The 24,199-nt window shown below is 60.9% G+C and carries 21 protein-coding genes and 1 pseudogene; 6 read left to right on the forward strand and 16 right to left on the reverse strand.

What is annotated here, in order from left to right; genetic code table 11:
• Positions 1 to 22 precede the first annotated feature (22 nt).
• On the forward strand, positions 23 to 637 hold the full coding sequence (locus AC3IUA_RS22850) for a cupin domain-containing protein (protein WP_489357149.1): 615 nt from the start codon (positions 23 to 25) through the stop codon (positions 635 to 637).
• Between the two features lie 70 nt (positions 638 to 707).
• Entirely contained in the window at positions 708 to 1,475 is a 768-nt protein-coding gene (locus tag AC3IUA_RS22855) for an enoyl-CoA hydratase (protein WP_489357150.1), read from the forward strand.
• Between the two features lie 14 nt (positions 1,476 to 1,489).
• Here the strand turns inward: AC3IUA_RS22855 and AC3IUA_RS22860 are convergent, their stop codons facing one another.
• Complete coding sequence (locus AC3IUA_RS22860; protein ID WP_150807603.1) at positions 1,490 to 1,798, reverse strand: class I SAM-dependent methyltransferase; 309 nt, start codon at positions 1,796 to 1,798, stop codon at positions 1,490 to 1,492.
• A gap of 308 nt (positions 1,799 to 2,106) precedes the next feature.
• Between AC3IUA_RS22860 and AC3IUA_RS22865 the strand changes: the two are divergent.
• Positions 2,107 to 2,392 (forward strand): annotated as a pseudogene (locus AC3IUA_RS22865) (alpha/beta fold hydrolase); the annotation flags it as partial.
• A 6-nt stretch (positions 2,393 to 2,398) separates the two neighbouring features.
• On the opposite strand, the gene AC3IUA_RS22870 reads toward AC3IUA_RS22865, so the two are convergent.
• The gene (locus AC3IUA_RS22870) at positions 2,399 to 3,394 is read right to left on the reverse strand and encodes a GlxA family transcriptional regulator (RefSeq protein WP_489357151.1); all 996 of its coding nucleotides are present in this window, start codon (positions 3,392 to 3,394) and stop codon (positions 2,399 to 2,401) included.
• Positions 3,395 to 3,506: 112 nt separating this feature from the next.
• Between AC3IUA_RS22870 and inhA the strand changes: the two genes are divergently transcribed.
• Positions 3,507 to 4,196: an isonitrile hydratase gene (gene inhA, locus AC3IUA_RS22875; protein ID WP_489357152.1), complete on the forward strand. Its 690-nt coding sequence runs from the start codon at positions 3,507 to 3,509 to the stop codon at positions 4,194 to 4,196.
• A 440-nt stretch (positions 4,197 to 4,636) separates the two neighbouring features.
• Positions 4,637 to 5,041, forward strand: coding sequence for a GFA family protein (locus AC3IUA_RS22880; RefSeq protein WP_489357153.1), 405 nt, complete (start codon positions 4,637 to 4,639; stop codon positions 5,039 to 5,041).
• Between the two features lie 324 nt (positions 5,042 to 5,365).
• Here AC3IUA_RS22880 and AC3IUA_RS22885 read toward each other — a convergent pair whose 3' ends face one another.
• The 5 genes from AC3IUA_RS22885 to peaA all read right to left on the reverse strand — a co-directional run bounded on the left by AC3IUA_RS22885 (position 5,366) and on the right by peaA (position 11,410).
• Positions 5,366 to 5,824, reverse strand: a complete 459-nt coding sequence (locus AC3IUA_RS22885) for an SRPBCC family protein (protein ID WP_489357154.1) — start codon at positions 5,822 to 5,824, stop codon at positions 5,366 to 5,368.
• Positions 5,825 to 6,837: 1,013 nt separating this feature from the next.
• Entirely contained in the window at positions 6,838 to 7,956 is a 1,119-nt protein-coding gene (gene peaD / locus AC3IUA_RS22890) for a quinohemoprotein amine dehydrogenase subunit beta (RefSeq protein WP_489357155.1), read from the reverse strand.
• 20 nt (positions 7,957 to 7,976) lie between these two features.
• Positions 7,977 to 8,300: a quinohemoprotein amine dehydrogenase subunit gamma gene (qhpC, locus tag AC3IUA_RS22895; protein ID WP_489357156.1), complete on the reverse strand. Its 324-nt coding sequence runs from the start codon at positions 8,298 to 8,300 to the stop codon at positions 7,977 to 7,979.
• A gap of 1 nt (position 8,301) precedes the next feature.
• The gene (gene peaB, locus AC3IUA_RS22900; protein ID WP_489357157.1) at positions 8,302 to 9,732 is read right to left on the reverse strand and encodes a quinohemoprotein amine dehydrogenase maturation protein; all 1,431 of its coding nucleotides are present in this window, start codon (positions 9,730 to 9,732) and stop codon (positions 8,302 to 8,304) included.
• An 82-nt stretch (positions 9,733 to 9,814) separates the two neighbouring features.
• Positions 9,815 to 11,410, reverse strand: coding sequence for a quinohemoprotein amine dehydrogenase subunit alpha (peaA, locus tag AC3IUA_RS22905; RefSeq protein ID WP_489357158.1), 1,596 nt, complete (start codon positions 11,408 to 11,410; stop codon positions 9,815 to 9,817).
• 516 nt (positions 11,411 to 11,926) lie between these two features.
• On the opposite strand from peaA, the gene AC3IUA_RS22910 reads away from it, so the two are divergent.
• Positions 11,927 to 13,417: an aldehyde dehydrogenase family protein gene (locus AC3IUA_RS22910; protein ID WP_489357159.1), complete on the forward strand. Its 1,491-nt coding sequence runs from the start codon at positions 11,927 to 11,929 to the stop codon at positions 13,415 to 13,417.
• Between the two features lie 174 nt (positions 13,418 to 13,591).
• Here AC3IUA_RS22910 and qhpG read toward each other — a convergent pair whose 3' ends face one another.
• The 9 genes from qhpG to AC3IUA_RS22955 all read right to left on the reverse strand — a co-directional run bounded on the left by qhpG (position 13,592) and on the right by AC3IUA_RS22955 (position 24,186).
• Positions 13,592 to 14,887, reverse strand: a complete 1,296-nt coding sequence (qhpG, locus tag AC3IUA_RS22915; protein WP_489357160.1) for a flavin-dependent monooxygenase QhpG — start codon at positions 14,885 to 14,887, stop codon at positions 13,592 to 13,594.
• The gene (gene qhpE, locus AC3IUA_RS22920; RefSeq protein WP_489357161.1) at positions 14,884 to 15,561 is read right to left on the reverse strand and encodes a subtilisin-like serine protease QhpE; all 678 of its coding nucleotides are present in this window, start codon (positions 15,559 to 15,561) and stop codon (positions 14,884 to 14,886) included. The genes qhpG and qhpE overlap by 4 nt, the downstream gene beginning before the upstream one ends.
• Positions 15,551 to 17,269, reverse strand: a complete 1,719-nt coding sequence (locus AC3IUA_RS22925; RefSeq protein WP_489357162.1) for an ABC transporter ATP-binding protein — start codon at positions 17,267 to 17,269, stop codon at positions 15,551 to 15,553. Before AC3IUA_RS22925 ends, qhpE begins: the two co-directional genes overlap by 11 nt.
• Positions 17,269 to 19,173: a sigma-54-dependent Fis family transcriptional regulator gene (locus AC3IUA_RS22930; RefSeq protein WP_489357163.1), complete on the reverse strand. Its 1,905-nt coding sequence runs from the start codon at positions 19,171 to 19,173 to the stop codon at positions 17,269 to 17,271. The genes AC3IUA_RS22925 and AC3IUA_RS22930 overlap by 1 nt, the downstream gene beginning before the upstream one ends.
• 326 nt (positions 19,174 to 19,499) lie before the next feature.
• Complete coding sequence (locus tag AC3IUA_RS22935) at positions 19,500 to 20,525, reverse strand: histone deacetylase family protein (RefSeq protein WP_489357164.1); 1,026 nt, start codon at positions 20,523 to 20,525, stop codon at positions 19,500 to 19,502.
• Positions 20,526 to 20,538: 13 nt separating this feature from the next.
• A complete protein-coding gene (locus tag AC3IUA_RS22940; RefSeq protein ID WP_489357165.1) occupies positions 20,539 to 21,765 on the reverse strand; it encodes a Zn-dependent hydrolase in 1,227 nt (408 codons plus the stop codon).
• A 58-nt stretch (positions 21,766 to 21,823) separates the two neighbouring features.
• Entirely contained in the window at positions 21,824 to 23,134 is a 1,311-nt protein-coding gene (locus AC3IUA_RS22945; protein WP_489357166.1) for an OprD family porin, read from the reverse strand.
• 49 nt (positions 23,135 to 23,183) lie between these two features.
• On the reverse strand, positions 23,184 to 23,801 hold the full coding sequence (locus AC3IUA_RS22950; RefSeq protein WP_489357167.1) for an RraA family protein: 618 nt from the start codon (positions 23,799 to 23,801) through the stop codon (positions 23,184 to 23,186).
• Positions 23,794 to 24,186, reverse strand: coding sequence for a RidA family protein (locus AC3IUA_RS22955; RefSeq protein WP_489357168.1), 393 nt, complete (start codon positions 24,184 to 24,186; stop codon positions 23,794 to 23,796). Before AC3IUA_RS22955 ends, AC3IUA_RS22950 begins: the two co-directional genes overlap by 8 nt.
• Positions 24,187 to 24,199 lie beyond the last annotated feature (13 nt).

A 24,199-nucleotide genomic window follows, 5' to 3' on the forward strand; every position in this document is an offset into this window, starting at 1 on the left:
ACAGCCCGGTTCGGAGCACGCAATGAGCAACAGCAGCAACCTGCCGCCTGCCAGCGCGCCCACTAGTCAGTCCGCTGCCGCAGAGCCGCACTTCCTCGGCACGCGGATTCGCGGTCTGCGCAAACGCCGGGGCATGACCCTGGCGGCCCTGGCAGAAATGAGCGAGCTGACGGCGGGTTATATCAGCCAGCTGGAACGCAACCTGGCTTACCCGTCGATTCCGGCGTTGTTCAACATCGCCCGCAGCCTGGGCGTGACCATCCAGTGGTTCTTCGCCAGCGAAGCCAGCACGGCGCCCGAGGACAGTGGTTACGTGGTGCGCAAGCACAGCCGGATGAGTGTGCATTACGAAGACGGCATCGTTGACCAGTTGCTGACGCCGCAGCCCAATCGTCAGCTGGAGGTCCTGCATTCGCGCTTTCCGCCAGGCACTTACAGCCAGCAAAGCTATAGCCATGAAGGCGAGGAAGCCGGCTACCTGCTCAGCGGCAGTTTCGAGCTGTGGGTTGGCGAGCGCCATTTCCAGCTCAATGAAGGCGACAGTTTCAGTTTTTCCAGCCAGGAACCTCACAGGTACGGCAACCCCGGCGAGGTCGATGCGGTGGTGATCTGGGTGATCACCCCACCGACCTTCTGAAGCACAAAAACAACAAAAAACTGCCGGAACGCTTGTGGTCCGGACAGTGAACTCCAGCCAAGGCAGCCCCATGAACGATCTGATCAAGTGTACCCAAAGCGGCGGTCTGTTGACCCTGACCATCAACCGCCCGGACAAGCTCAATGCCCTGAGCAACAGTATGTACAACCGTCTGGCCGACTTGCTGTATGCCGCTGAGCAAGACCCCGAAACCGCAGTGATCATCATCACCGGCGGCGAACAGTGCTTCACCAGTGGCAATGATCTGCAGGACTTCCTCCAGGATCCACCGACCCACTTGAACAGCCCGGCGTTCCGCCTCATGGACGCAGTCATCCATCTGGAAAAGCCGTTGATCGCGGCCGTCTGTGGCGCTGCCATCGGTATCGGCAGCACTATCCTGCTGCATTGCGATCAGGTGCTGATCAGCCGTAACGCCAAACTGCGCATGCCCTTCGTCAACCTTGGATTGTGCCCCGAGTTCGGTGCCAGCCTGCTACTGCCACGGATGCTCGGTCACGCCAGGGCCGCCCGGCTGTTGCTCTGGGGTGACGGCCTGGACGCTACCCAGGCCGTGGCCTGGGGACTGGCCAATGAACTGCTGGATGACGGCGAACAATGCCTGGCCGCCGCCCGGCGAATGGCCGACCGGCTGCTGGCCCTTCCTCGCGAAGCGCTGCTGCAGAGCAAACGCCTGCTCAAACAGCCGCTGCTCAAGGAACTCGAGGAAACCATCCGCCGGGAAAACCTGCTGTTTATCGAACGCCTGAACAGCAGCGAAGCCAAGGACGCCTTGAACGCCATGCTGCAACGCAGTGCCGCAAAGGGCGGATCCTGACAGATCCTGGCATTTCAGCGGCGGGTAATCAGCCCTTGGCGGGAGATTCGCGTCAGGTGCCTGATGACTTCTGCCGCGTGCTCGGCGCTGGGCGCCTGGATCACTGCCAGATCGAAACTGTCGCTGGCAAAGCGCGCCAGCGACTCGCCGTCTTCGACAAACTGAATCAGAAAGGCCGAAGGACGACCGGTACGGCGTGGCCAGCCATCGAGATAGCGCAGCAGGGTGGGCTGGTGTTTACCGCCAAGAAGGATTTTTGGATTGCGCTGGACGAGGTCTGCCGTGATCGGCGCCAGACGTATAAGGGGGCGTAGTGCATTCATCGTGTCGTGTCTCTGCCTCAAAAGTCTGCATGGCAGGTGAGAGGCAACACCGAACCAGCGCTTTAGCGGTATTTCGAAGCCTGCTTCAAGCTCCTGTCGGTGATTTTTCGAGTCACCTGGCGCCCCGCAAGTAGCTGTTTAAATCGGCGCATGAGCAGCATCCTAGAGAAGCCGGTGGTGCAGTGTCAAGAATCTCGACAAGCGGCATTCCAGACATTCCTGCGGATCATCGGTGGCGAAGTCTTTTCAGCGCTTGATGGAAGCCAGGCTAAAGTTTCGGTAACCGCCCCTTTGATACCGGTGCCCGAATGCCTCAAAACCCGCTGATCAAGCATGTCCGTACCTCCATGCTCGACATTGCCTACAAAGAGCATGGTGATTCTGCTGCACGGTTTCCCGTACGATCCGCGTGGCTACGATGAAGTCGCACCGGCGCTCTGCGCCCACGGCTATCGAGTGATTGTGCCGTACTTGCGCGGCTACGGGCCGACCCGTTTCGTCAGCCCGCAGGTGATGCGTTCGGGTCAGCAAGCGGCACTGGCGCAAGACCTGCTCGAGTTGATGGATGGCTTGTCGATCCCCCACGCGCTGTTGGAGCTGCTAGCACACAGCTGAGTCAGCCTCTTCCCCGGAAAACCGTTCCCGATAAGCCTGCGGCGTCACCCCCATGGCCCGCAGGAAACTGCGCCGCAGGGTTTCCTCACTGCCAAATCCGCACTGCACTGCCAGCCGCTTGATCGGCACGCCGGTATCACTCAACAAGCGCCGTGCGGTCTCCACCCGGATCAGCTCAATCGCGCGAGCCGGGGTCTGGCCGGTCTCGGCCCGGTAATGCCGGACAAAGCTGCGCTCGCTCATCCCGGCTTGTAGCGCCAGGGTCGGGAGGCTGAGATCCATGCTCAGGTGTTCGGCAATCCAGGCGTGGAGCTCGTCGAAGCGGCCACCGTGTTTTTGCAACGCCAGGGTCACGCTGAACTGCGACTGCCCACCCGGGCGCTTGAGGAACACCACCAGTTGCCGTGCGACTTCCAGGGCCATGGCACGGCCCAGGTCGGCTTCGACCATCGCCAGCGCCAGGTCGATGCCGGCAGTCACCCCGGCCGAGGTCCAGACCGGGCCGTCATTGATGAAGATCGGATTGGGCTCGACCCGCAGCAGCGGATGTTGCTGTGCCAGTTGTTCGCAACGGGTCCAGTGAGTGACCACGCGCCTGCCGTCGAGCCAGCCACTGGCAGCCAACAGAAAAGCCCCGGTACAGACCGAAGCTACACGCCGGGATACCGAGGCCTGTTGACGGACCCAATCCACCAGGCCGGGGTCTTCGGCCGCCGCGTAAACACCCCAGCCGCCGGCGATGATCAGCGTGTCGCACGGCGCGTCCTTCCCTGGCAGCGGATCGGCCACCAGCGCCAGCCCGGCCGAAGACATTACCGGGCCGGTCTGCGCGGCAATCACCTTCGGCGCGTAGGGTGGCGGCACACCTTGCTGGCGGGCCAGGTCATTGGCCGACGCGAAGACCTGTAACGGCCCGGTCACATCGAGTACTTGCACCTGGGCAAAGGCCAGCACATAAACGGTTTTGGGTTGGCTTGGCATGACTGGCGTAAATCGTGGGCTTATTGGCGTATGCGCCAAATCCTACGTGGATAGAGTGAAGTCGTCCACCCGTGCCGGGTGCGTGCATTTGATCGACCAAGGGGATAACGCAATGACGCTGCAGATCGGTTTTCTGTTGTTTCCACAGGTTCAGCAACTGGACCTGACCGGGCCCTATGACGTGCTGGCCTCGCTGCCGGACGTCAGCGTGCATTTGATCTGGAAGGACCTCGAACCCGTTAAGTCGAGCACCGGTCTGGTGCTGCTCCCGACCACCCGCTTCGACGACTGCCCGCCACTGGACGTAATTTGCATTCCCGGTGGCAGCGGCGTCGGCCCCTTGATGGAGGACAGCGAAACCCTCGACTTCATCAAGCGCCAGGCCGCCAGCGCGCGCTATATCACTTCGGTTTGCACCGGCGCCTTGGTGCTGGGCGCCGCCGGCCTGTTACGCGGCAAACGCGCCACCACCCATTGGGCTTACCACGAACTGCTGGGGCCGTTGGGCGCCATTCCAGTATGCGAACGCGTGGTCCGCGACGGCAACCTGCTGACCGGCGGCGGCATTACCGCCGGGATTGATTTCGCCCTGACCCTGGCCAGCGAATTGTTCGGCGAGGACGCCGCGCAACTGGTGCAACTGCAACTCGAGTACGCCCCTGCACCACCATTCGAATCGGGCAGCCCGCAGACCGCTCCGCGTGTGGTGGTGGAGGAAGCCAACCGGCGTACGGCGCAATCGCTGAAGCTACGGGGAGAGATTGTCGATCGGGTCGCGTACCAGTTGAGTAAACACTGGTAAGTCATGTTGAGCTGAACACAACACCTGTGGCGAGGGAGCTTGCTCCCGCTGGGCTGCGAAGCAGCCCTGAAACCAGGCACCGCGGTTATTCAGATCGAACGCGTGTGCCGGCTTTACGACTGCTACGCAGCCGAGCGGAAGCAAGCTCCCTCGCCACAATTAAACTCGCCGGCAGGCCCTTCAGCCCCCATAAAAAAACCCGCCGAAGCGGGTTTCTCAAGACCATTACGACTCCCTGTCGGCTGCACTTCATGCAAATGGTCGATCATCCATGATCCTGAGCGCGTCCTGCGCTTCAGTTGATGGGACTAGATTAAGCTCAATGCGTAAGTGGGAATAGACGACATAGCATCGACCGCGTGTAAGCCATTGGCCATGATGCAAGGAGACAAAGAGACTTCTACACTGATTGGCTCTCTGACCAACCAGGATGAACCATCATGCTCAAGACCTATGGTGGAAGCTGCCATTGCGGCAGGGTTCGATTTGAAGCCGATATCGACCTGAGCCTTGGCACCGGCAAATGCAACTGCTCGATCTGCACCAAAACCCGCAACTGGGGCGTCATCATCAAACCCGGTGCGTTCCGACTGCTGTCCGGCGAGAGTGAATTGAGCGACTACCAATTCAATACCAGAAGCAGCCATCACCTATTCTGCCGCCACTGCGGCGTGCGCTCGTTCGGCCGCGGCCATGTTGAGGAAATAGGCGGTGATTACGTGTCGGTTCAGGTGGCCTCGCTCGATAACCTCGACTTGGCGGAACTGCTCGCTGCACCTGTTCGATATGCCGATGGCCGGCATGACAACTGGGGAGAGGTGCCCGCCGAGACCCGGCATCTGTAACCGGCTACAGACGCAGTTTTGCCCAGACGAAAAAAAACCCGCCGAAGCGGGTTTCTCAAGACCATTACGACTTCCTGTCGGCTGCACTCCATGCAAATGGTCGATCATCCATGATCCTGAGCGCATCCTGCACTTCAGTTGATGGAGCTAGATTAAGCGTAAAGCGCAAGCGACAACAGACGACATAGCATCGACCGCGTGTAAGCCATTGGCCATAGTTGTGTCGCCGTAAACCCTCTGTGTCCTCAAGCATCCAATGTCTGAGCGGTAACGAGCGGCTCGCCATCGGCCAGCACACTCCATAGTTTCAGATAAGGTCTGGATTCACTGTGCAGCAAGGTACGACTCGATGTTGTTCATCTGGTCATCCCAGCCCCTGCTGTTCATGCGAAAGGCTTTCAGACGACGTTCCGCGCGAATGCCATCGAAACCGGACTCCACGACCCGCAGCAAGGTGCCGCCATCCATGTCCTCGAGCTCAAACTTCACCAGCGTGGTGGGTTCCCCGGAATAGTCGACACCTGGCTCCACGGGATAAGGATGCCAGCTGAAGGAAAACACCCGTTCGGGTTCGACTTGTTCGACCAGTGCATTCCAGAGCAGATGTTCGTAGCCGGGATAGGTAATTTGCCCTTGAGTACGCTGGCCAGCAACGAAGCGCTGCCCTTTGAGCGCCACGCCGAACCACTCACCAAAGGCTTCGGCATCCGATAGCGCCGCCCAGACTTGCGAGCGTGGCGCCTTGAGCAAGACCTTTCTTTCAATGCGATCTGATGGGTTCATTGGCCACCTCCTGGATTTACATTAGGCCTGCTCGTGCGCTGGATCAACCTTCACGTTGTGTTATGTATGCTCGATCAAGCGCAAACACGCTAATGGCCAGCTGCGGCATTTCTGCTCGGTCTGCGGCTCTCATTTGGTCACGGAACGCTTGGCCTCGGGATCTGGCTGCCCGCCGAAAAGATCGCAGCCTATCGGCCCCTCCTACGCGGATCGTGTACACCTGTGAAATCCAGGATATACACCTCTCCCATCATCCGGGGAATCGTCGATGTACACCTCCCCGCGTAGGAGCTGCCGCAGGCTGCGATCTTTTGATCTTCGCCGCACCTCGGGATCTGGCTGCCCGCCGAAAAGATCGCAGCCTATCGGCAGCTCCTACGCGGATCGTGTACACCTGTGAAATCCAGGATATACACCTCTCCCATCATCCGGGGAATCGTCGATGTACACCTCCCCGCGTAGGAGCTGCCGCAGGCTGCGATCTTTTGATCTTCGCCGCACCTCGGGATCTGGCTGCCCGCCGAAAAGATCGCAGCCTATCGGCAGCTCCTACGCGGATCGTGTACACCTGTGAAATCCAGGATATACACCTCTCCCACCATCCGGGGAATCGTCGATGTACACCTCCCCGCGTAGGAGCTGCCGCAGGCTGCGATCTTTTGATCTTCGCCGCACCTCGGGATCTGGCTGCCCGCCGAAAAGATCGCAGCCTATCGGCCCCTCCTACGCGGATCGTGCACACCTGTGAAATCCAGGATATACACCTCTCCCATCATCCGGGGAATCGTCGATGTACACCTCCCCGCGTAGGAGCTGCCGCAGGCTGCGATCTTTTGATCTTCGCCGCACCTCGGGATCTGGCTGCCCGCCGAAAAGATCGCAGCCTATCGGCAGCTCCTACGCGGATCGTGTACACCTGTGAAATCCAGGATATACACCTCTCCCACCATCCGGGGAATCGTCGATGTACACCTCCCCGCGTAGGAGCTGCCGCAGGCTGCGATCTTTTGATTTCAGCGAATAAATATCTGCGCGGTAGTAATCGCCATATCGCCCCCCGGCAGTTTGATGCTGCCGATCTGCTTCAAACTGTCGGCATCAAAGATCGCCACGTCATTGAAGGTCCCCGCCAGGTAGATTTTGCTGCCGGCTTTGTTGAAGGAAATGCAGTAGTAGGAGTGATCCAGGGTCGCTGCCTGGAGCAGTTTTTTCTGTTTGATGTCGTACTTGGCCAAGCGGTTGAGGACACCGAACATCAGGTTCGGGTCTTTCGGTGAGCGCATGCCGCTGAAGTAGATTTCGGTCAGTGGGCCGAAATCGGTGGTTTCGGTTTTGCCGGTCTTCAGGTCGATGCTGAACAGCCCGTAAAGGTATTCGGCGGTTGCCGGATCTTGCTTTTTGTCCTTGAATTTCGCCGCGGTGTAGAGCAGCGAGAAGTCATGCCGATAAGTCTGCTGGTTCCACACGTAGAGCACATCCGGCGGGCTGTACAACGGGCGTTTCCAGTGGCGGCTGGCGATCAACACATCGAACTTGCCGGTTTTCACGTCGACCTTGTAGACATCCGCACCCGCCACATACAACGTGCCGTCATCACCGCTTTGCATGATGGTCAATTGGCGCGGTGCCGGGAAGCTGCGCACGGGCTTGGCGCTCAGACCGGCGTCAGTGGCGTAGACATCCAGCCGTGGAGCCTGCACTTCGTAGCGGTCATTGAGCATCCGCGTCGGGTTGGCGACGGTGTAGAGCTCCTTGCCATCGTGGCTGACGGTGAAGGCGAACATCGAGCGGGCTTTCTCGCCCGGTTGCTGGGTGATACTGGCGTGGAACACCTGCTTGCAACTGTCCAGTTCAATGCCGTACACATCCGCGTAATGATTGTTCAGCACGTAAGCGATCTTGCGGTCCGGTGCCAGCTGGATGCTGCCCGGGCCGAACGCGTCCGGCAGTTTGCAGGTCTTGTACAGGCTGTCGCTTGCAAGGTCGATGACATGCAGGTTGTTCGGGTAATTGGTGGTCACCATGTACTCATGACCGGTTTCAAGTGTCGGGTTTTCATCGGCCATGGCCGTGAATGAACACACAGACAGGAGGGCGAAAGCGGCCAGGCCGCAGGCATTGGTGCGAAGCATGCTGGAATCCTTCTGTCCGATTATTTGTCTTTGGGGAACACGGTGCCGAGATTGCGCCAGTTGTCGTTGGAGGCTTGCGCATCCTTGTTCCAGTCCGGATAGGTGCTCATCATGTCCGGCACCTGGGCCGGCCACCAGCAAGGGTCGGAGCAGCCATAGAGGTCGGCTTCCATCGGCTGGCACAGCGACGACACACCACCGAAGGCGTCGATCTCCCAACCCGGATCGGTGGTCGAGGCGCAGCCGGCGACGGAGGTCATCGCCACCACTTCTTCGATACGGTTTTCGGCGGCGGCCTGCTCAAGTTTTTGGGCTTTGTTATTGATTGCCTTGAGATGTTTCATGTCAGTGAGCCTTGCGCGGAGTGATGTAGCTGCTGATGAACGCAGGGTTATGGGCCATGATCCGGGTGTAGACCTCGATGCCGAAGTCGACCCAGTCACGCATCAACTCGCAGTAGTGATAGGTCGGGTGGGTCGGGTCGCCATAGCGGGCGTAGCTCTCGTGGTAGCAGCCGCCGGAGCACAGGTTACGAATATGGCAGTCTTCACAGCCGGTGTTGCTGCGGTCCAGGCGCAGGGACAGGAAGTCATTCAATTCGACCTGCTTCACGCCACTGTGGACGTTGCCGAAAGTCGGCAGACTCGAACCGGTAAAGCGATGGCACAGGTTCAGTTCGCCCTTGTGATCGACCGCCAGCATCTTCAGACCGGCGCCGCATGGCAGGGCTTTTTTGTGGCCTTCGTGGATGTCGGTAATCAACTGGTGCAGGTTGGAGAAACCGATATTGCGGTGCTCCAGTGCAGCCTCCAGGTAGCGCCGGCCGAGCTTTTTCATGTTGGCGAAGACTTCGATCAGTTCCTCGCTGGACAGGTTGAAGGTACTGATGTCACCGGAAGTCACCGGAGCAAAACCGACTTCGGCAAAACCCAGTTCATTGAACAGGTGATCCCAGATGGTTTCGACGTCGGTGACGCCAGTGGTCAGGGTCACCCGCGCGCCCACCGGACGGCTGTTGTAGCGTGACAGCAGCATCTCGGCCTTGCGCCGGACTACATCGTACGTGCCCTGCCCGCCCACGGTGATGCGATTGCGGTCATGCACGGTTTTCGGGCCGTCGATACTCACCGACAGACCGAAGCGGTGAGCATTCAGGTAGTCGACGGTTTCTTCGGTGAGCAGCGTGGCGTTGGTGGTCATCACGAACTCGACGAACTTCCCGACTTCGGCAAAACGCTTCTCGCAGTAGTCGACCATGTACTCGATCAGCTTGCGATTGCTCAGCGGTTCGCCGCCGAAGAACACTACGGTGAAGCGCTCTTCATCCGGGGATTCCCTGAGCAACATTTCCACCGAGGCGATCGCCGTGTCGACGTCCATTTTCTTGCCGGCCGACGGCTTGTCGAGGTCTTCCTTGTAACAGTAGGTGCAGCTCAGATTGCAGCCGGTGTTGACGTTCAGCACCACGGTATTGATTGCCGTGCGCTCGACTCGTTTGACACCGATGTCAGGGGTCAGCGGCGAGCCGTCGCTGACCAGTTCCAGGGCGATCAGCTCGCGCAGGGTCTCGGTGATTTCCTCGCCACCATAGCGCGCGGCAAGGCGTTCGATGAGGTCATCCGAAGTGCAACCGGGACCGCGCAAGGTGTCGATAATAGTGCCGGTCAATTCATCGCTGGCAAACAGCGAACTGCTCGGTATGTGGAACAACATGCGGTCGGCATCGACGTGCACTTCGTGCAGGTTCCGCTCGACCAGATTCAAAATAGCGCCCATCGCAACCTCCTGTGCAAACCCGGGTATTGCGGATTTGCGGTCATTCCTGAAAATGCCTGAACTGCTGGTTTAGCCAGACCGATCAGGGAATGGGTGGATTGTTCCAGCGTTGCACGGTGACGATCAGATGACCTTCTCCGGTCAGGGATTTCCCGGCGTCATCCACGGCGGCAATCACCTTGAGGTTACCGGCGTTATTGGTGGACATTTTGCGTTGTGGATTGGGTCCGGCATCGCCTGGAGTGAACACGCCGCTGTCGGCCTGCATGGTGCCTGCGAACTTGACGTCTTCGTCTTCCTTGGCGCGCTCGTCGAAGGCTTCGACTGTCCACTGCGCCGGGAATACGCCGATCCGATACGGCTTGCCATCGGCGCCCTTGCCCCAGGCCTCGGCGTCGAAGCGCCCCTGGACCTTGGGTGTCGAACCGCCGCCATCGCCGATCCGCGCTACCGAGAACTCCGGCACGACTTTGACTTCGGCGATCTTGCTGTAGACCGCCAGCGTGGCGCCTTTGAGGGTGCCTACCGTGACCTCGCGCAGGCCCGGTTTGGCATCGGCCGCAGCCTTGACTTTGACCCGCAACCGCTCAGGACTCTGCTCCAGCACCTCGGCCACCGAGACACCGTTACCGAAGCTCGGAGTGCCTTGCAGCCCGCTGCCGATCAGGGTGATTTCGGCCTCGCCACCGGCTTTCAAGTAGCCCGGTTGCACGGCCAGCAAGCGATTGGAACCTTGTTTGGCCGCGATAAAGTCCAGCCCGCGCTCGTCATGTTCGGCCTCGAACATCCGGCCCTGGAGTTCGCCGTCCTTGGCGGCGAACACCTGACGCATGACCACGCCATCGATGGTGACGTTGCCGCGCCATTCGTAGCCGGTATAAAGAATTGCGCTGCCTTCGCCATTGAACGGGTTGCCGTCGGCGTATTGGCCTTTGACACTGACCTTGAATTGATCGGCGCCATCGGCACTGACAGTCATCACCCCGGCCAGCTCGCCTTTACCCGGAAAGTGACCACTGAAACTCCAGTCGCCGGGTAGGAGCTGCCGCAGGCTGCGATCTTTTGATCTTGTGGTTTCAAGCCAGGTGTTCCAGGCCTGGTTCTCCAGCGGATAACGCTTGGCCAGCAGCGGCACCATGTCCTTGCGAGCCATGTCGAACCAGTCGCGGTCACGGGCCAGTGCCTGGTACTCCAGGGACGGCCATTGCCCGAGGTGGAAGTTCACCAGGTGCTCCCACTCCTCGGCCGGCCGCCGTTGCAAGGCGACCCGCGCGCCGGAGTGACAGCGGCCACACATCTGGCTGGTCTGGTCATCGAAGTGCTCGATGGTGTTGAGTCGACGCTCAAGTGCATAACGCACGCCATCGGTTTCGCTCGGCGCCAGGCCTTGGCTGTCCGCGAGGTATTTGACCAGCGTACGACGGTCCTCGTCGCTGATCTGCAGGCCATGCATGACTTGCATGCGGGCGATGCTCATCAGCCAGCCTTCCGGGGTTTTGCGCTGGTGGCTGATGCGGCTCAGGCCATTGTCGGCCTCGGGGGTATGACAACCCTGGCAGGTTTCCTTGAGGATGCTCTGGGCATCACGCGCCGCCATGCCTGGGGGGGAATGCAGGGCTACGCAAACGGCCATCGCCAGCAGACCGCCGCTCATGCCAGATCGCAATTTTCTCTTCATCAACGTCGAACCTCCCACGGTGCTTTCTTATTTTTCAGATATTGTTTTTATGGTTTCTGCCGTCGGCGGGGACAGCGCTGACGGAGGCAAGAGAAACGTCTGCAATGAGCAATACACGGAGCGTGCCAGCTTATAAATAGTGTTTTTAATCAATGTGTTGGCTGAAATTAAGGATCTCAGGCCAATGGGATCGGCGGTCGTCGGCGTCTAATTTCGCGACAACTGTTCCACTCTGAGACGAGCATAGGCGGTCTTGAGATCAAGAGATCGCAGCCTGCGGCAGCTCCTACGAACTCGTGGATGTACACGCCCTTGTAGGAGCTGCCGCAGGCTGCGATCTTTTCTGCGTCACCCCCGATCCATGTCTCAGACATTCTCAGTTTGCGACACTCAGGCTCCGGCAAACCCGGTATATCGAAGCTGGAACCCAGCTAAATCGGCCTCATGCCCGGCCCTGGCAAAACTGGCACACGCATTGCGAAAGACCTCACTTCACGAACAACAAGAGGTCTTGCCATGTCACTCCCTTCCCTGCTCCCCGCCACCACTGCCTTTATCCAACGCGCGCCGCGCATGCTGATCGGGGCTGAATGGGTCGAGGCCGCCGACGGTCAGACCATGCCGCTGCACAATCCGGCCACTGCTGAAGTCCTGTGTGTAGTGCCGCGAGCGACGCCGGAGGATGTCGATCGCGCGGTGCTGGCGGCGCGTCAGGCATTCGATGACTCCGCATGGACTCGCACCCGGCCTCGCGAGCGGCAAAATCTGTTGTGGAAACTCGCCGACCTAATGCAGCGCGACGCCGAAGTGCTGGCGCAGCTGGAGTGCCTGAACAACGGCAAAAGCGCGGCGGTGGCCCAGGTGATGGATGTGCAGTTGTCCATCGACTTCCTGCGCTACATGGCCGGCTGGGCGACCAAGATCGAAGGTTCGAGCGTCGAGGTTTCATTGCCGCTGATGCCGGATGATCAGTTCCACAGCTTTATCCGCCGTGAAGCGGTGGGCGTGGTCGGGGCCATCGTTGCCTGGAATTTCCCGCTGCTATTGGCCTGCTGGAAACTCGGTCCGGCGCTGGCCACCGGCTGCACCGTGGTGCTCAAGCCGGCAGACGAAACGCCGCTGACGGCGCTGAAACTCGCGGAGTTGGTGCTTGAAGCCGGCTACCCGAGCGGGGTCTTCAACGTCGTTACCGGCACTGGTATTACCGCAGGCTCGGCCCTGACCCACAACCCGTTGGTGGACAAGCTGACCTTCACCGGCTCCACCGCGGTGGGCAAGGAAATCGGCAAGATCGCCATGGACTCCATGACCCGCGTCACCCTGGAACTGGGCGGTAAATCGCCGACCATCGTCATGGCCGACGCCGATCTGAACAGCGCCGCGGCAGGCGCCGCCAGCGCGATCTTCTTCAATCAGGGCCAGGTCTGCTGTGCCGGTTCGCGGCTGTATGTGCAGCGCAAACACTTCGACAACGTGGTGGCCGATATCGCCGGTATCGCCAACGCCATGAAGCTCGGTAACGGCCTCGACCCGAGTGTGCAGATGGGCCCGCTGATCTCGGCCCGCCAGCAGCAAAGGGTATCGCGCTACATTGAAACGGGTCGCGAAAGCGGCGCGACCATCGCCTGTGGTGGCGAGCAGTTCGGACCGGGGTTTTTCGTCAAACCGACGGTGATAGTCGATGTCGACCAGCAGCATTCGCTGGTGCAGGAGGAAATCTTCGGCCCGGTGCTGGTGGCAATTCCCTTCGACGACGAAGCCGACGCCCTGCGCATGGCCAATGACAGCCCCTACGGTTTGGGCGCGAGCATCTGGTCCAACGACCTGGCGGCGGTGCACCGGATGATCCCGCGGATCAAATCCGGCTCGGTCTGGGTCAACTGCCATAGCGCCCTGGACCCGGCACTGCCGTTTGGCGGCTACAAGATGTCGGGCGTGGGTCGGGAAATGGGGTATGCGGCGATCGAGCATTACACCGAGTTGAAGTCGGTGTTGATAAAGCTGTGAAACAACGCCTACGGATTTGCGTACAACCTCGATTCCACGGGTATACCCGGTCGGCGTAGGAGCTGGCGCAGCCTGCGATCTTTTGGCTGTTCTGGAGATTGCCCAGGAGGAAGATCAAAAGATCGCAGCCTGCGGCAGCTCCTACGGGATGAGGCCAGAACGTTCAATGCACATTTACGGCCGATACCCCTGCCCCAACAACCACCCGCGAACCATTTTCCCCTGCTCCACCGTCAAACCCGCCAGCGCCTGTTCCGCTGGCTGGGTTTGCAGGCGGCGCAACAGCGGTGCCAGTTCAACGCCCTGCAGATGCCAGATCCCCAGCGGTTGATCCGCCGTGACCACCACCTCAGCCTCATCCACCAACCCATCGCGCAACACCGGCGCACGCTGGATCCACAGCGAGGCAAAGTCCGCCGGTTGGTGCGCCAGCTCAGTGTCCGGCCAGTGTCGACGGGATTGCCAGAATGGCTGCTCTTGCCAGCGCTGCTCATCGGCGTAGAAGTCCCGACCGATCCGCGCGAATCGCAGGAACAGCTGTTCGACCCGCTGCTGATGAAACTGCTGCGCCAGGGCCGAACGTTCGGGTGCGCGGAGTAATGTGTTGATCACCACCGGCGCCTGCAATGCCGAGGACAAGGACTGAAAGATGCCGTTACCCGACAGCGGATCGACCGCCATCGCCGCATCGCCGACCCGGATCCAGTTATCGCCACAGGCCTGCCGGCAAAGGATCGCCGTACTGCTGCGGGCATGCAGCTGCAGATCGACCTCAGGTGCAGCGCCGAAAAGCTCGAGCGCCAGCGCCGATGCCTGGCGCCTGCCCTGACAGTAATCGAGTAATTGAGTTTTGCCCGGCAACTCGGCGCTGGCCACGTCCACCGTCAGTTGCCAATAACATCGGCCATCGGCCTGACGCGCCATCCAGGCCCAGCCGTCTTCCAGGCTTTCGACCGCACTCGCCGTGGTACCCGACGCACCTTGCCAGCGATTGAGCAGGCTGACGGTTTCCGGCCCGCGCAGGCCTTTGCCCAACGCCGGAGCCTGACGTCCCCGTGCTTCCACCAGAAAGTCCGCCGCTATATCCTCGCGCCCTTCGACTTCCACTCGATGGCCCGACGCCTGGGAATGCACCGCCAGCACCCGCCCTTCGATCAGTTCGACCCCGGCCAACCGCAGATCCTCGCGCAGACCTCGATCAAAGCGCGGCCGATCCAGCAGGAACTCGATATTTTGCGCGTGCTGTCGAGCGTTCCACGACACCTGACGCTGGGAAGGCAGGGGCGCGCCTTCCAATGCATGGCTAAGCCCAGCGCCACGCAGCGCATCGATAACCCGCACAGATACACCTTCCAGGGCTGCAAACCGGCGCCAGTCACTGACCAGCATCACCTCATAGCCAAGCTGTCGCAGCCCCAATGCCACCGCCGCCCCGGCAGGCCCGGCACCAAGAATCAGGATCGCGCTCATGCCCGGACGCGCCGTTCAGGGCCGCGATAGCAGGCGTTCTCGCGCAGCCATTGGATGATTTGTGGATTGCTCGCCTCAGGGTGTTCGGCCAGGTAATGGCCAATATGTCCACTCAATGCGCCACAGCCCAGACTCGCGCCGGATTGCCCCGGATGAGTACCACGGACACAGGCGCCGAAGTCGGCCTGCTGGCTGTCGAGCCACGACCATTGCTGTTCGCCACAGCGCGCATCGCCGGTGACCCGCAGCACGCCCGGATAACTCGCCGGAAACACCGCCGCCCCCTGAGCCGGGCTGGACGCACACAACAGCACCCCACGCTCCAGCGCCATCGCACAGGCTTCGCGTAGCAAGCTGCGGTCCTGACGCAAGCCCAGGCTCAAGTTGATCAGCCGTACGTCCTGGGCGACCAGCCAATCAATCGCCGAGGCGATCTGCAACGCACTGGTCACCCCGCGTTGATCGAACACCTGCGCGACGCAAAACAATGCCGAGGGCACACGCCGGCTGATGGTATCGATTACCGCGCTGCCATGGCCCAGAGGGTCATCGCGCAACGGCTCCTCGGCCAGTTCCTGGTCCAGCAGATAGAAGCGTTGCCCGGCGATCACCTGCATTCGTTGCGCCAGCGAATGACCGCTGTCGACGACACCGATCCGCAGCTCAGACCTCATGCAACACCTTCGATGACGTGAGCACCCCGTCGACCAGTTCAAAGCGCAAGTCGGCATCCGCCAGGGTCGAGGGTCGATGGCTGATAAGGATCCGCGTACGCCCGGCGAACAGCCGGTCAATGGCCTCGATCACCTCGCGCTCGGTGGCTTCGTCGACAGCCGAAGTGGCTTCATCGAGGACCAGGATCAACGGATCCTGCAGCAGCGCGCGGGCGATGGCGATCCGTTGTTTCTGCCCGCCCGAGAGTTGCTGGCCGCGCTCGCCCAGGGGGCTGTCGAGGCCTTCGGGCAAGGATTCGATCAGGCTGTCGAGCTGTGCCAGGTGCGCCACTTCGGCAATCGCTTCACGGCTCGCATGGGGCACGCTGTACGCCAGGTTGTCGGCCAGGCTGCCGCGAAACAGCACGATGTCCTGACTGACCACCGCGATCCGTCGCCGCAGTTCGAACAGGTCGAGCTCGCGCAGATCGATGCCATCGAGCAATACCTGGCCGGACTGTGGATCGTGGTGGCGTTGCAGCAGATCGATCAGCGTCGACTTGCCGACGCCGGAGCCGCCGCTCAGCGCAACTTTCAAACCATAAGGAATGCGTGCTTCGATACCGCGCAAGGTCACCGGGCGCCCCGGATGGCTGAAGTGAACCGCCTGGAAACACAGCTCGCCGCAAGTTGGCATCGGCCGCGGATCGACTGGAGTAATGACACTCGGCGCTTCACCGCGCAGCTCCATGACCCGGCCCAGGCTGACGGTCATGCGCTGAATGGCCACGTACAATCCGAGCAGACTCTGCACCGGCCCCACCGCCATCCCCAGATAGGTGGAAAAGGCGATCAACGCACCCAGTTGCCAGGTGCCCTGCACCACCCAATACCCACCGATCAAAAACGCACAGGCACGGGACAACGAGGTCAGGGTGCCGGGCACCGCCTGGGTGAAAAACTCGGTCACCTGCAGGCGCAGCAACTGACTCATGTAGCCCTGCCCCAAGGTCTCCAGCCGACGGGCTTCGCGCTGCTGCTGGCCGGCGGACTGGATGAATTTCATCACCGGCAGGGTCTCGACCATGAACGACGACATGTCGGCCGAGCGCTCGCGCAATTGCCGCACATCGCGTTCGACCTTGCGTCGCATCCAGCGCAGCCAGAGCACGTCCAGCGGGATCAACACCAATGCCAGCAGTGAAAGTTCCCAGGACAAGGTCAGCAACATCGCCACTGCGCAGACCAGCCCGATGACGCTGGAGACCGCCGAGAACAGCGAATCGACGGCAAAGCGCTGGATCTCCGCGACGTCGCCGTCCAGCCGCGACATCAGGTCACCGATCCGCCGTTGCCCGTAAAAGCTCGGCGACAACGTCTGTAAGTGGCGATACAGGTCATCGCGCAAGGCGAACAGGATCCGCCCTGAAAGGCGCGTGTGCAGGTATCGATTGATCCCCGACAGCGCCGTGCCCAGCAACCCGGCGACGATCATCAAACCGGCGATCAGCACCAGCATGGGGAAATTGCGCGCCAGCAGGCCGTCGTCGATCAGCATCTTGGTCAACCAGGGTTGCACCAGCACCAACAGCGAGGCGCAGACCGATAATCCGAGCAGACCGCCGATGGCCAGACGATGGGGCCGGACGAAGCTGTACAGCCACTTCAGCGCGGTTTGCAGCGCTTGTGGATCCTGGCTGTCGATCAGCCTGACGATCAAGCGCTGCATCAACTGCGCAACTGTTTGAGCTTGCGATACAGCGTCGCCCGGCTGATGCCCAGCGCGTCGGCGGCCGCCGAAACATTGCCCTGATGGCTGTCCAGGGATTGGCGGATCAGCTCCAGTTCGTTCTCGCGGATGCTGCCGGTCTGTGGTCGGTCGCTGGTGTTGAGGTCGTCGAGCATGCTGTCGGGCAGATGTTCCAGACTCAACTCGGTCTCGCCGTCTTCGCGCATGGCCAAGGCCGTGCGCAGGACCATTTCCAGTTGGCGGATATTGCCCGGCCAGTGGTAGCCGGCCAGCAAGCTGTTCAAGTCTTCACGCAACTTGACCGAAGGCGCGCCCAGTTTGCCCAGCAGGTTGTCCACCAACCCACTGAAATCTTCGCGCTCGCGCAGGGCCGGCAACACCACGCTGATACCGTTGACCCGATAGAACAGGTCCTCGCGAAACTGCTTGTCCTCCACCAGACGCTTGAGGTCGCGGTGGGTGGCGCAGATCAGCGCAACGTCGATGTCCTGCTCCTCGCCGGCACCCAGCGGCGCGACCTTGCGGTCCTGCAGGACTCGCAACAAACGCGCCTGCAACGCCAGCGGCATGTCGCCGATTTCATCGAGAAACAGCGTGCCGCCATGGGCCTGTTGCAGACGGCCGATCATCCCGCCGCGACGGGAACCGGTGAACGCGCCTTCGCGATACCCAAACAGTTCCGACTCGATCAAGCCTTCCGGGATCGCCGCGCAGTTCACCGCGATAAAGGGTTTGTCGCAGCGGCTGCCAGCCAGGTGCAGCGCCCGGGCGATGACTTCCTTGCCGGTGCCGGTTTCGCCCAGCAGCAATACCGGCAGTTCATTGGCCAGGCCTTGCCGGGCCATGCGCAGGGCCCGCGAATAGCGGACATTATTGCCGGCCAGGGTTTCCAGATCCGCTTGGGGTTTTACCGGTTTGTTGGCGCTGCGCGCGGTGCTGGAGATATTGACCGAACGCTGTGGCGCACGCAGGGTTTTGTAGAAGAATTCGCCCTTGGCGGTTTGCAGGCTGCCGATGCCGCCTTGTTGCAGGCGCGCCAGCAGTTGCAGGCCATCAACCCCGAGAAACTCTTCGCAACGATGCCCCACCAGGGCCGGGCGCTCGGCGTGAAGCAACTGGCAGGCCTGGGCACTGGCCGCGAGAATCTGCCCACCCAGGCTCACCGCCAGCAGGCCTTGCCAGGGCGACTCGAGGTACTGTCGACGACTGTGGAAGGCCAGGACGATTTGGTCCGGATAGCTGGAGTTAAACACCCGGCTTTCAATCTGGCTGACCGCCATGGCCAGCAATGCGGTGCTGTCATGGACGCGCCCGAGCGGGCCTTCGCGGGTCAGGTCGAGCACACCGAGGATTTCGCCCTGGGGGCAATGAATCGGCACCGAAGTGCAGGAGTAATCGCTCAAGCGATCGAGGTAGTGCTCACCGCAGTCGATCAGGGTCGGCCGGGCTTCCACCAGTGCGGTGCCGAGGGCGTTGGTGCCTCGAGCGGCTTCGCTCCAGCAGGCACCGAGGGTGATGTCTTGCAGCCCACTGCCCTTGAGGCGGTCGGCGCGGCCTTCGACGGCCAGAATGGTCGCGTCGCAATTGGCCAGGATAATCAGGCCTTCCTTGCCTTGGCGCGCAGCCAGGTAATCGATCGCCGGCATCGCCGCATCGATCAACAGTCGATTGCTGGCCAGCAGCACTTCGAGGCTGGCGCTCGATTCCAGCGCCAGTTCATGCTTGGCGTTGAAATGCACCCCATGGCTGAGGCTGCGCCGCCATGATGCATCGATTTCGGCCCGCAACACCCCATCGGGGACTTCGCCTTCGAGGTGAAGTTTTTCCCGAGCCAACCGGGCTTCGTGTTGCAGCTCACTGTTAATTGTTTTTATTAGAGTCATCAAGCGCTCCGGATCGGTCCGCCCAGTAAAGCCTGCGCCAGGATACATCAGCGCCTGATGCAATCTTTACGTTAACGTCAAGGCGATGGCAAGTGCCGTATGGCGATTCACCACAACCTTGAGCTTTGTGATGTTCTGTAGGAGCTGCCGCAGGCTGCGATCTTTTCGGGGCCGCCGCAAAGCAAGATCAAAAGATCGCAGCCTGCGGCAGCTCCTACAGGGTGGTGCATTTATTCAGAAAGCACGCGTTATCGTTAACGTCCATCGAGCAATCGAGCGTCGACCGGCTGCTCCTACATTTAGGGCAAGCCCGCGAAGGAGACCTGTCAGATCTGCCACGCCTCAGGAGCCGCAAAAAACGCCCGTGCATTGTCCTCCAGACTTTCCAGGTGATACCCGCCCTCCTGCACGATCAAACAGGGCAAGCCAAGGCTACGAATACGCTCGCCCAATTTGGCGAAACCTTCGCGGGTCACCGCCACTTTGCTTTGCGGGTCCAACTCATAAATGTCGAAGCCCAGGGACAGCACCAGCACCTGCGCGCCAAAGTCCTTCACTGCCGACAACGCCACCTCGAGTTGAGCGAGGAAGTCCGCCTCACTGGCACCGTGGGCCATCGGCAGGTTGAGGTTGAAACCTTCCCCCGCACCGCTTCCGCGCTCGTCGGCAAAACCGGCAACTCCCGGGTAAAAGTTGGTCGGATCGCCATGCACCGAGACATACAGCACATCATCGCGATCGTAGAAAATCTCCTGAATACCCTGACCGTGATGCATGTCGGTATCCAGCACCGCGACCCGTTCAAAACCGCTGCGCAGTACCTGGGCGGCGATCGCCGCGTTGTTCAGGTAACAAAAGCCACCCGCCGCTTCTGCGCGCGCATGGTGCCCCGGTGGCCGGCACAGGGCATAGGCTGCCGACTCTCCATCGAGCAACGCCTGGGCACCGGCAATTGCGCTTTGCGCCGACCAATAGGCCGAACGCCAGGTCAGTTCACCCACCGGGCAACTGCCATCGGCCAGGTAACGCGCAGCCTGGGCGAGAATCCCGCGCAGGGCATTGGGTTCGCGAACGAAGATGTTCGACATCACCTCATCGCCCCAGTCTTCGGGGATTTCCTTCCAGCGCTCATGGGCCTCCCGGAGGAATTCCAGATAGGCCGCACCATGCACCGCCAGCAAAGGTTGCATGCCGGCATCCGCAGGTTGCACTACTTCAAAGCCCAGGGAGTAGGCCGCCTGCACAAGTCGCTCGGCCCGCTCGGGGACTTCCTGTGGCGTGCGCATCTGGCCACGGGAGTAGTAGCTGCGCGGATGGTGGAGCAACTGTTCGGGGTGGAAAAAACTGCGCATCAGCGCCTCCTTATTACGCCTGACCGGCGCGAGCCAGTACCGCGTTGAGCAACACATCAGTGCCCTGACGCACGTCTTCGGGCAACACGTCTTCGGCTTCGTTATGGCTCAAGCCGCCGACGCAAGGAATGAATACCATGGCCGTCGGGCAGAACCGCGCCAGATGAATCGCATCATGCCCGGCACCGCTGACAATCGTTTGCTGAGCGTAGCCCAGACCATCCACTGCCCGCTGCACTGCCGCCACGCAATCGGCATCGAACGGCGTCGCCGGACTGATCCAGTGCGGGCTGATGGTCACCTTCAAACCACGGCCCTCGGCGATGGTCTGCAAGTGTTCGCGGACCTGCTGCTCCATGGCCGCGATTGCTTCATCGCGGTGATGACGTAAATCCACCGTGAAGTTCACCAGGCCTGGAATGGTATTGCGCGAGGACTTGGCAATGCTCAGTTCGCCGACCGTGGTCAGCCCTTCGGGGACGAAATCAGTCGCCAGTGCTTCCACCGCCAGAATCATCTGAGCGGCGCCGTAGAGGGCGTCCTTGCGCAATGGCATAGGCGTAGTGCCGGCGTGGGCGGCCATGCCCTCGACCCGTACGTCGAGCCAACGAATGGCCTGGCCACCGCTGACCACGCCGATGCTCTTGGCGTTGTCTTCAAGGATCGGGCCCTGTTCGATGTGGGCTTCGAAATAAGCATCCACTGCCCCGCCCAATGGCCGCTCACCCGCGTAACCGGTGCGTTGCAGCGCCTCGGCCACACTGATGCCATCGATGTCACGCACGGCCAGTGCCGCATCCAGATCCATGATCCCGGTGAACACTGCCGAACCGAACATTGCCGGAGTGAAGCGCGCGCCTTCTTCGTTGGTCCAGACCGCCACTTCCAGCGGCTTGCGGGTCTTGATGCCGAAGTCATTCAGACGTCGCACCACTTCCAGGCCGGCGAGCACGCCGTATACACCGTCGAAACGCCCGCCTTCGGGCTGGGTGTCGAGGTGGCTGCCCATCATCACCGGAGCGGCATCCGGATCGGTCCCGGCGCGGCGGGCAAACAGGTTGCCGATCGGATCCACGCTCAAGGTCATCCCGGCCTCGCGACACCACTGGGCAAACAATTCGCGCCCGGCCTTGTCTTCATCGCTCAGGGCCAGACGGCAGCTGCCACCGCGCGCCGTTGTGCCGATTTCAGCCATGGCCATCAAGCTGGCCCACAGACGTTCGCCATTGATTTTCAACATCAGTCACTCTCCAAAAATAGGGGGCGCTCAAGCGCCAAAGGGCATTTCCGGGCGATCATCAGAACAGCGGCAAGCTGTAACTCACCACCAGGCGATTCTGATCCTGATCACGAGAGACTTCGCTGCGCGACGCAGCATTGCGCCAACCCATGGCCACGTTTTTGAGCGGACCGCTCTGGATCACGTAATCGAGGCTGAAGTCGCGCTCCCATTCCTTTTGATCCTTGCCTGATGCGGTCTGAATCCCCGTGCCAGACAAGTACATGGCCGAGGCTTTGAGCCCCGGTACGCCGAGGGCTGCAAAGTCATAGGTGTATTGAGCGAAACCGGTACGCTCGCCGGCGCGGGTGAAGTTCTGGATATAGCGATCGGTCAGCAGATATACACTGGAGCCCGAAGCGCCTTTGTCCGGCAAACCGCCCTGATTGAGCTGGACGAAGTTGCTGTCCCTGGACACCTGTTGATAACCCGCCATCAGCGCATGGGCGCCGATACTCCAAGTGAAGGCCAGGCTCCAGGTGTCGTTATCGATCTTGCCGTTGCCATCCTGAGTGAAGCCGCTGACCCGATAGCCTTCGCTACGCCCGGCAGTGGATGCGTTGGCCCCCTCGCTGGTGGTCTTGAAGTAGCGCAGGTCGGATTTCAGCGAGCCAAAGTCACCCAGTCTCAAGTCATGCACCAGCCCGCCGAAGTGTTGTTGGTAATAGTCCTCGAGGTTGGCGTAGTAATACTGAGCGAGCAGCGCGTCGGTGACCTTGTAATCGGCCCCGGCGAAATTGAACGAGTTGCTTTCCTGTGTCCCGCCCGCCACTGCCAATCCGGTGCGGTCACTGGAGCCCCGGCCGGTCGCATGTTCGATATGGCCGCCGGTCAGGGTCAAATGTTCGAAGTCCTTGGAGACGATCTGCCCGCCTTCGAAGGTCTGCGGCAACAGGCGACCATCGTTAGCCACCAGAATCGGCAGCTTGGGCGTCAATGTGCCGTAACGCATCTCTGTCCTGGCAAATCGCATCTTCGCCGTTGTGCCCAGACGTGCCCATTGCTCAGCGGCACCGTTACCGTCGTCCGGGATCATCGAGCTACCCACATGGCGACCGTCACCGCTGTCGAGGCGAACGCCCAGCAGTCCCAAAGCATCAACCCCGAACCCCAGAGGGCCTTCGGTAAAACCCGATTGATAATTGAGCATGAAGCCCTGGGCCCATTCCTCGGTTTTCGATGGGGCGGCCGTGCCGTCGCGGTTGTCGTTATTGTAATAAAAGTTTCGAACACCCAGTGTCGCGTGGCTGTCTTTAATAAAGTCCGCCATGCTCAACGGACTGAAAAGTGCACTACCCATTATGGCTAGCGCCAAGGGTTGTTTATTCATTAAATGGAATCCCATAAAGTAGCAGTTGCCCTTGAGGGGCAACTTTCTACTATTGATTAGTTACGATACTCAGTACTTGCGCCACGGGCTCGCCAGCGCACAACCGTACCAATAACTGCGGCTCGGCGAGATCTGAAGCCAGCGCCTGCTCAATCACTCCGGCTGCAGTTTGCAGGTCGAGAAACAGCACGCCGTTATCGTCGGCCAACACCAGATCGCCGGGGTGCACTACAACCCCCGCGCAGTGAATCGGCTGATTGATCGGGCTGTCACCACGGCCATGCAGCTTGGTGGTCAGCAGGCTGGTGCCGCGGGCGAACACCGGCAAGCCGGCCTCGCGCAACTCAAGCAGGTCGGTCACCACACCGTCGACCACTATCCCGACGGCGCCCGCGCAACGGGCCGCGCAACTGGTGACCGCACCCACCGGCGCATGCCGCAGGTCACCGCCGGTCTCGATGACCAGCACATCCCCGGGCTGCAACAGCGCCAGCGCCTGGTTCACGGCAATGGCGTCGGCGCCACGCAGGCTCAGGGTCACGGCACGACCGACCAGCCTGACGCCCGGAACCATGGCGCGCAGTTGCGAATCGGCAAAACCGTCTTCGAGAAAATGCCCCAGCGTGGGGAAACTCACTGTTTTGAACTGTTCGATCAACTTATCCACGTTCCGGGGCTCCCTTGATCAATTCGGCCACGCAGTCGATTTCCAGCGACACTCCCCAGAGCGCGACACACACAGTGGTTCGCGCCGGTGGTGCGTGACCGAGCAACTCGCGGTAAACCTCGTTGAACGGCTCCAGCTGCGCGGGGTCGGTCAGGTAGGCGTTGACCTTGACCAGATGACTGAAGTCGGACCCGGCTTCGATCAGGATCGCCTCCAGGTTGCGCAGGGTCTGACGCACCTGGTCGGGGAAACTCGCGGGCTGGTCGTCGAGCCCGCCCTGTGCCGGAATCTGCCCGGCGGTAAAGACCAGATGGCCGCTGACCACTGCTTGTGAATAAGGGCCCACCGGGCCGATGAAACCGGGTGCTGACTGGATTCTGCGCATGTTGTGTGAACTC

The sequence above is a fragment of the Pseudomonas sp. KH_050 genome, assembly GCF_057838875.1.

What these genes read in the sequence shown, in the direction of transcription:
- AC3IUA_RS22880 (WP_489357153.1), top strand. Translation starts at nt 4,637, where the DNA reads ATGCTCAAGACCTATGGTGGAAGCTGCCATTGCGGCAGGGTTCGATTT.
- qhpG (WP_489357160.1), bottom strand. Translation starts at nt 14,887, where the DNA reads ATGAGCGCGATCCTGATTCTTGGTGCCGGGCCTGCCGGGGCGGCGGTG.
- peaB (WP_489357157.1), bottom strand. Translation starts at nt 9,732, where the DNA reads ATGGGCGCTATTTTGAATCTGGTCGAGCGGAACCTGCACGAAGTGCAC.
- AC3IUA_RS22860 (WP_150807603.1), bottom strand. Translation starts at nt 1,798, where the DNA reads ATGAATGCACTACGCCCCCTTATACGTCTGGCGCCGATCACGGCAGAC.
- qhpE (WP_489357161.1), bottom strand. Translation starts at nt 15,561, where the DNA reads ATGAGGTCTGAGCTGCGGATCGGTGTCGTCGACAGCGGTCATTCGCTG.
- AC3IUA_RS22910 (WP_489357159.1), top strand. Translation starts at nt 11,927, where the DNA reads ATGTCACTCCCTTCCCTGCTCCCCGCCACCACTGCCTTTATCCAACGC.
- AC3IUA_RS22870 (WP_489357151.1), bottom strand. Translation starts at nt 3,394, where the DNA reads ATGCCAAGCCAACCCAAAACCGTTTATGTGCTGGCCTTTGCCCAGGTG.
- AC3IUA_RS22955 (WP_489357168.1), bottom strand. Translation starts at nt 24,186, where the DNA reads ATGCGCAGAATCCAGTCAGCACCCGGTTTCATCGGCCCGGTGGGCCCT.
- AC3IUA_RS22935 (WP_489357164.1), bottom strand. Translation starts at nt 20,525, where the DNA reads ATGCGCAGTTTTTTCCACCCCGAACAGTTGCTCCACCATCCGCGCAGC.
- AC3IUA_RS22925 (WP_489357162.1), bottom strand. Translation starts at nt 17,269, where the DNA reads ATGCAGCGCTTGATCGTCAGGCTGATCGACAGCCAGGATCCACAAGCG.
- AC3IUA_RS22940 (WP_489357165.1), bottom strand. Translation starts at nt 21,765, where the DNA reads ATGTTGAAAATCAATGGCGAACGTCTGTGGGCCAGCTTGATGGCCATG.
- AC3IUA_RS22930 (WP_489357163.1), bottom strand. Translation starts at nt 19,173, where the DNA reads ATGACTCTAATAAAAACAATTAACAGTGAGCTGCAACACGAAGCCCGG.
- AC3IUA_RS22945 (WP_489357166.1), bottom strand. Translation starts at nt 23,134, where the DNA reads ATGAATAAACAACCCTTGGCGCTAGCCATAATGGGTAGTGCACTTTTC.
- qhpC (WP_489357156.1), bottom strand. Translation starts at nt 8,300, where the DNA reads ATGAAACATCTCAAGGCAATCAATAACAAAGCCCAAAAACTTGAGCAG.
- peaD (WP_489357155.1), bottom strand. Translation starts at nt 7,956, where the DNA reads ATGCTTCGCACCAATGCCTGCGGCCTGGCCGCTTTCGCCCTCCTGTCT.
- AC3IUA_RS22855 (WP_489357150.1), top strand. Translation starts at nt 708, where the DNA reads ATGAACGATCTGATCAAGTGTACCCAAAGCGGCGGTCTGTTGACCCTG.
- AC3IUA_RS22850 (WP_489357149.1), top strand. Translation starts at nt 23, where the DNA reads ATGAGCAACAGCAGCAACCTGCCGCCTGCCAGCGCGCCCACTAGTCAG.
- inhA (WP_489357152.1), top strand. Translation starts at nt 3,507, where the DNA reads ATGACGCTGCAGATCGGTTTTCTGTTGTTTCCACAGGTTCAGCAACTG.
- peaA (WP_489357158.1), bottom strand. Translation starts at nt 11,410, where the DNA reads ATGAAGAGAAAATTGCGATCTGGCATGAGCGGCGGTCTGCTGGCGATG.
- AC3IUA_RS22885 (WP_489357154.1), bottom strand. Translation starts at nt 5,824, where the DNA reads ATGAACCCATCAGATCGCATTGAAAGAAAGGTCTTGCTCAAGGCGCCA.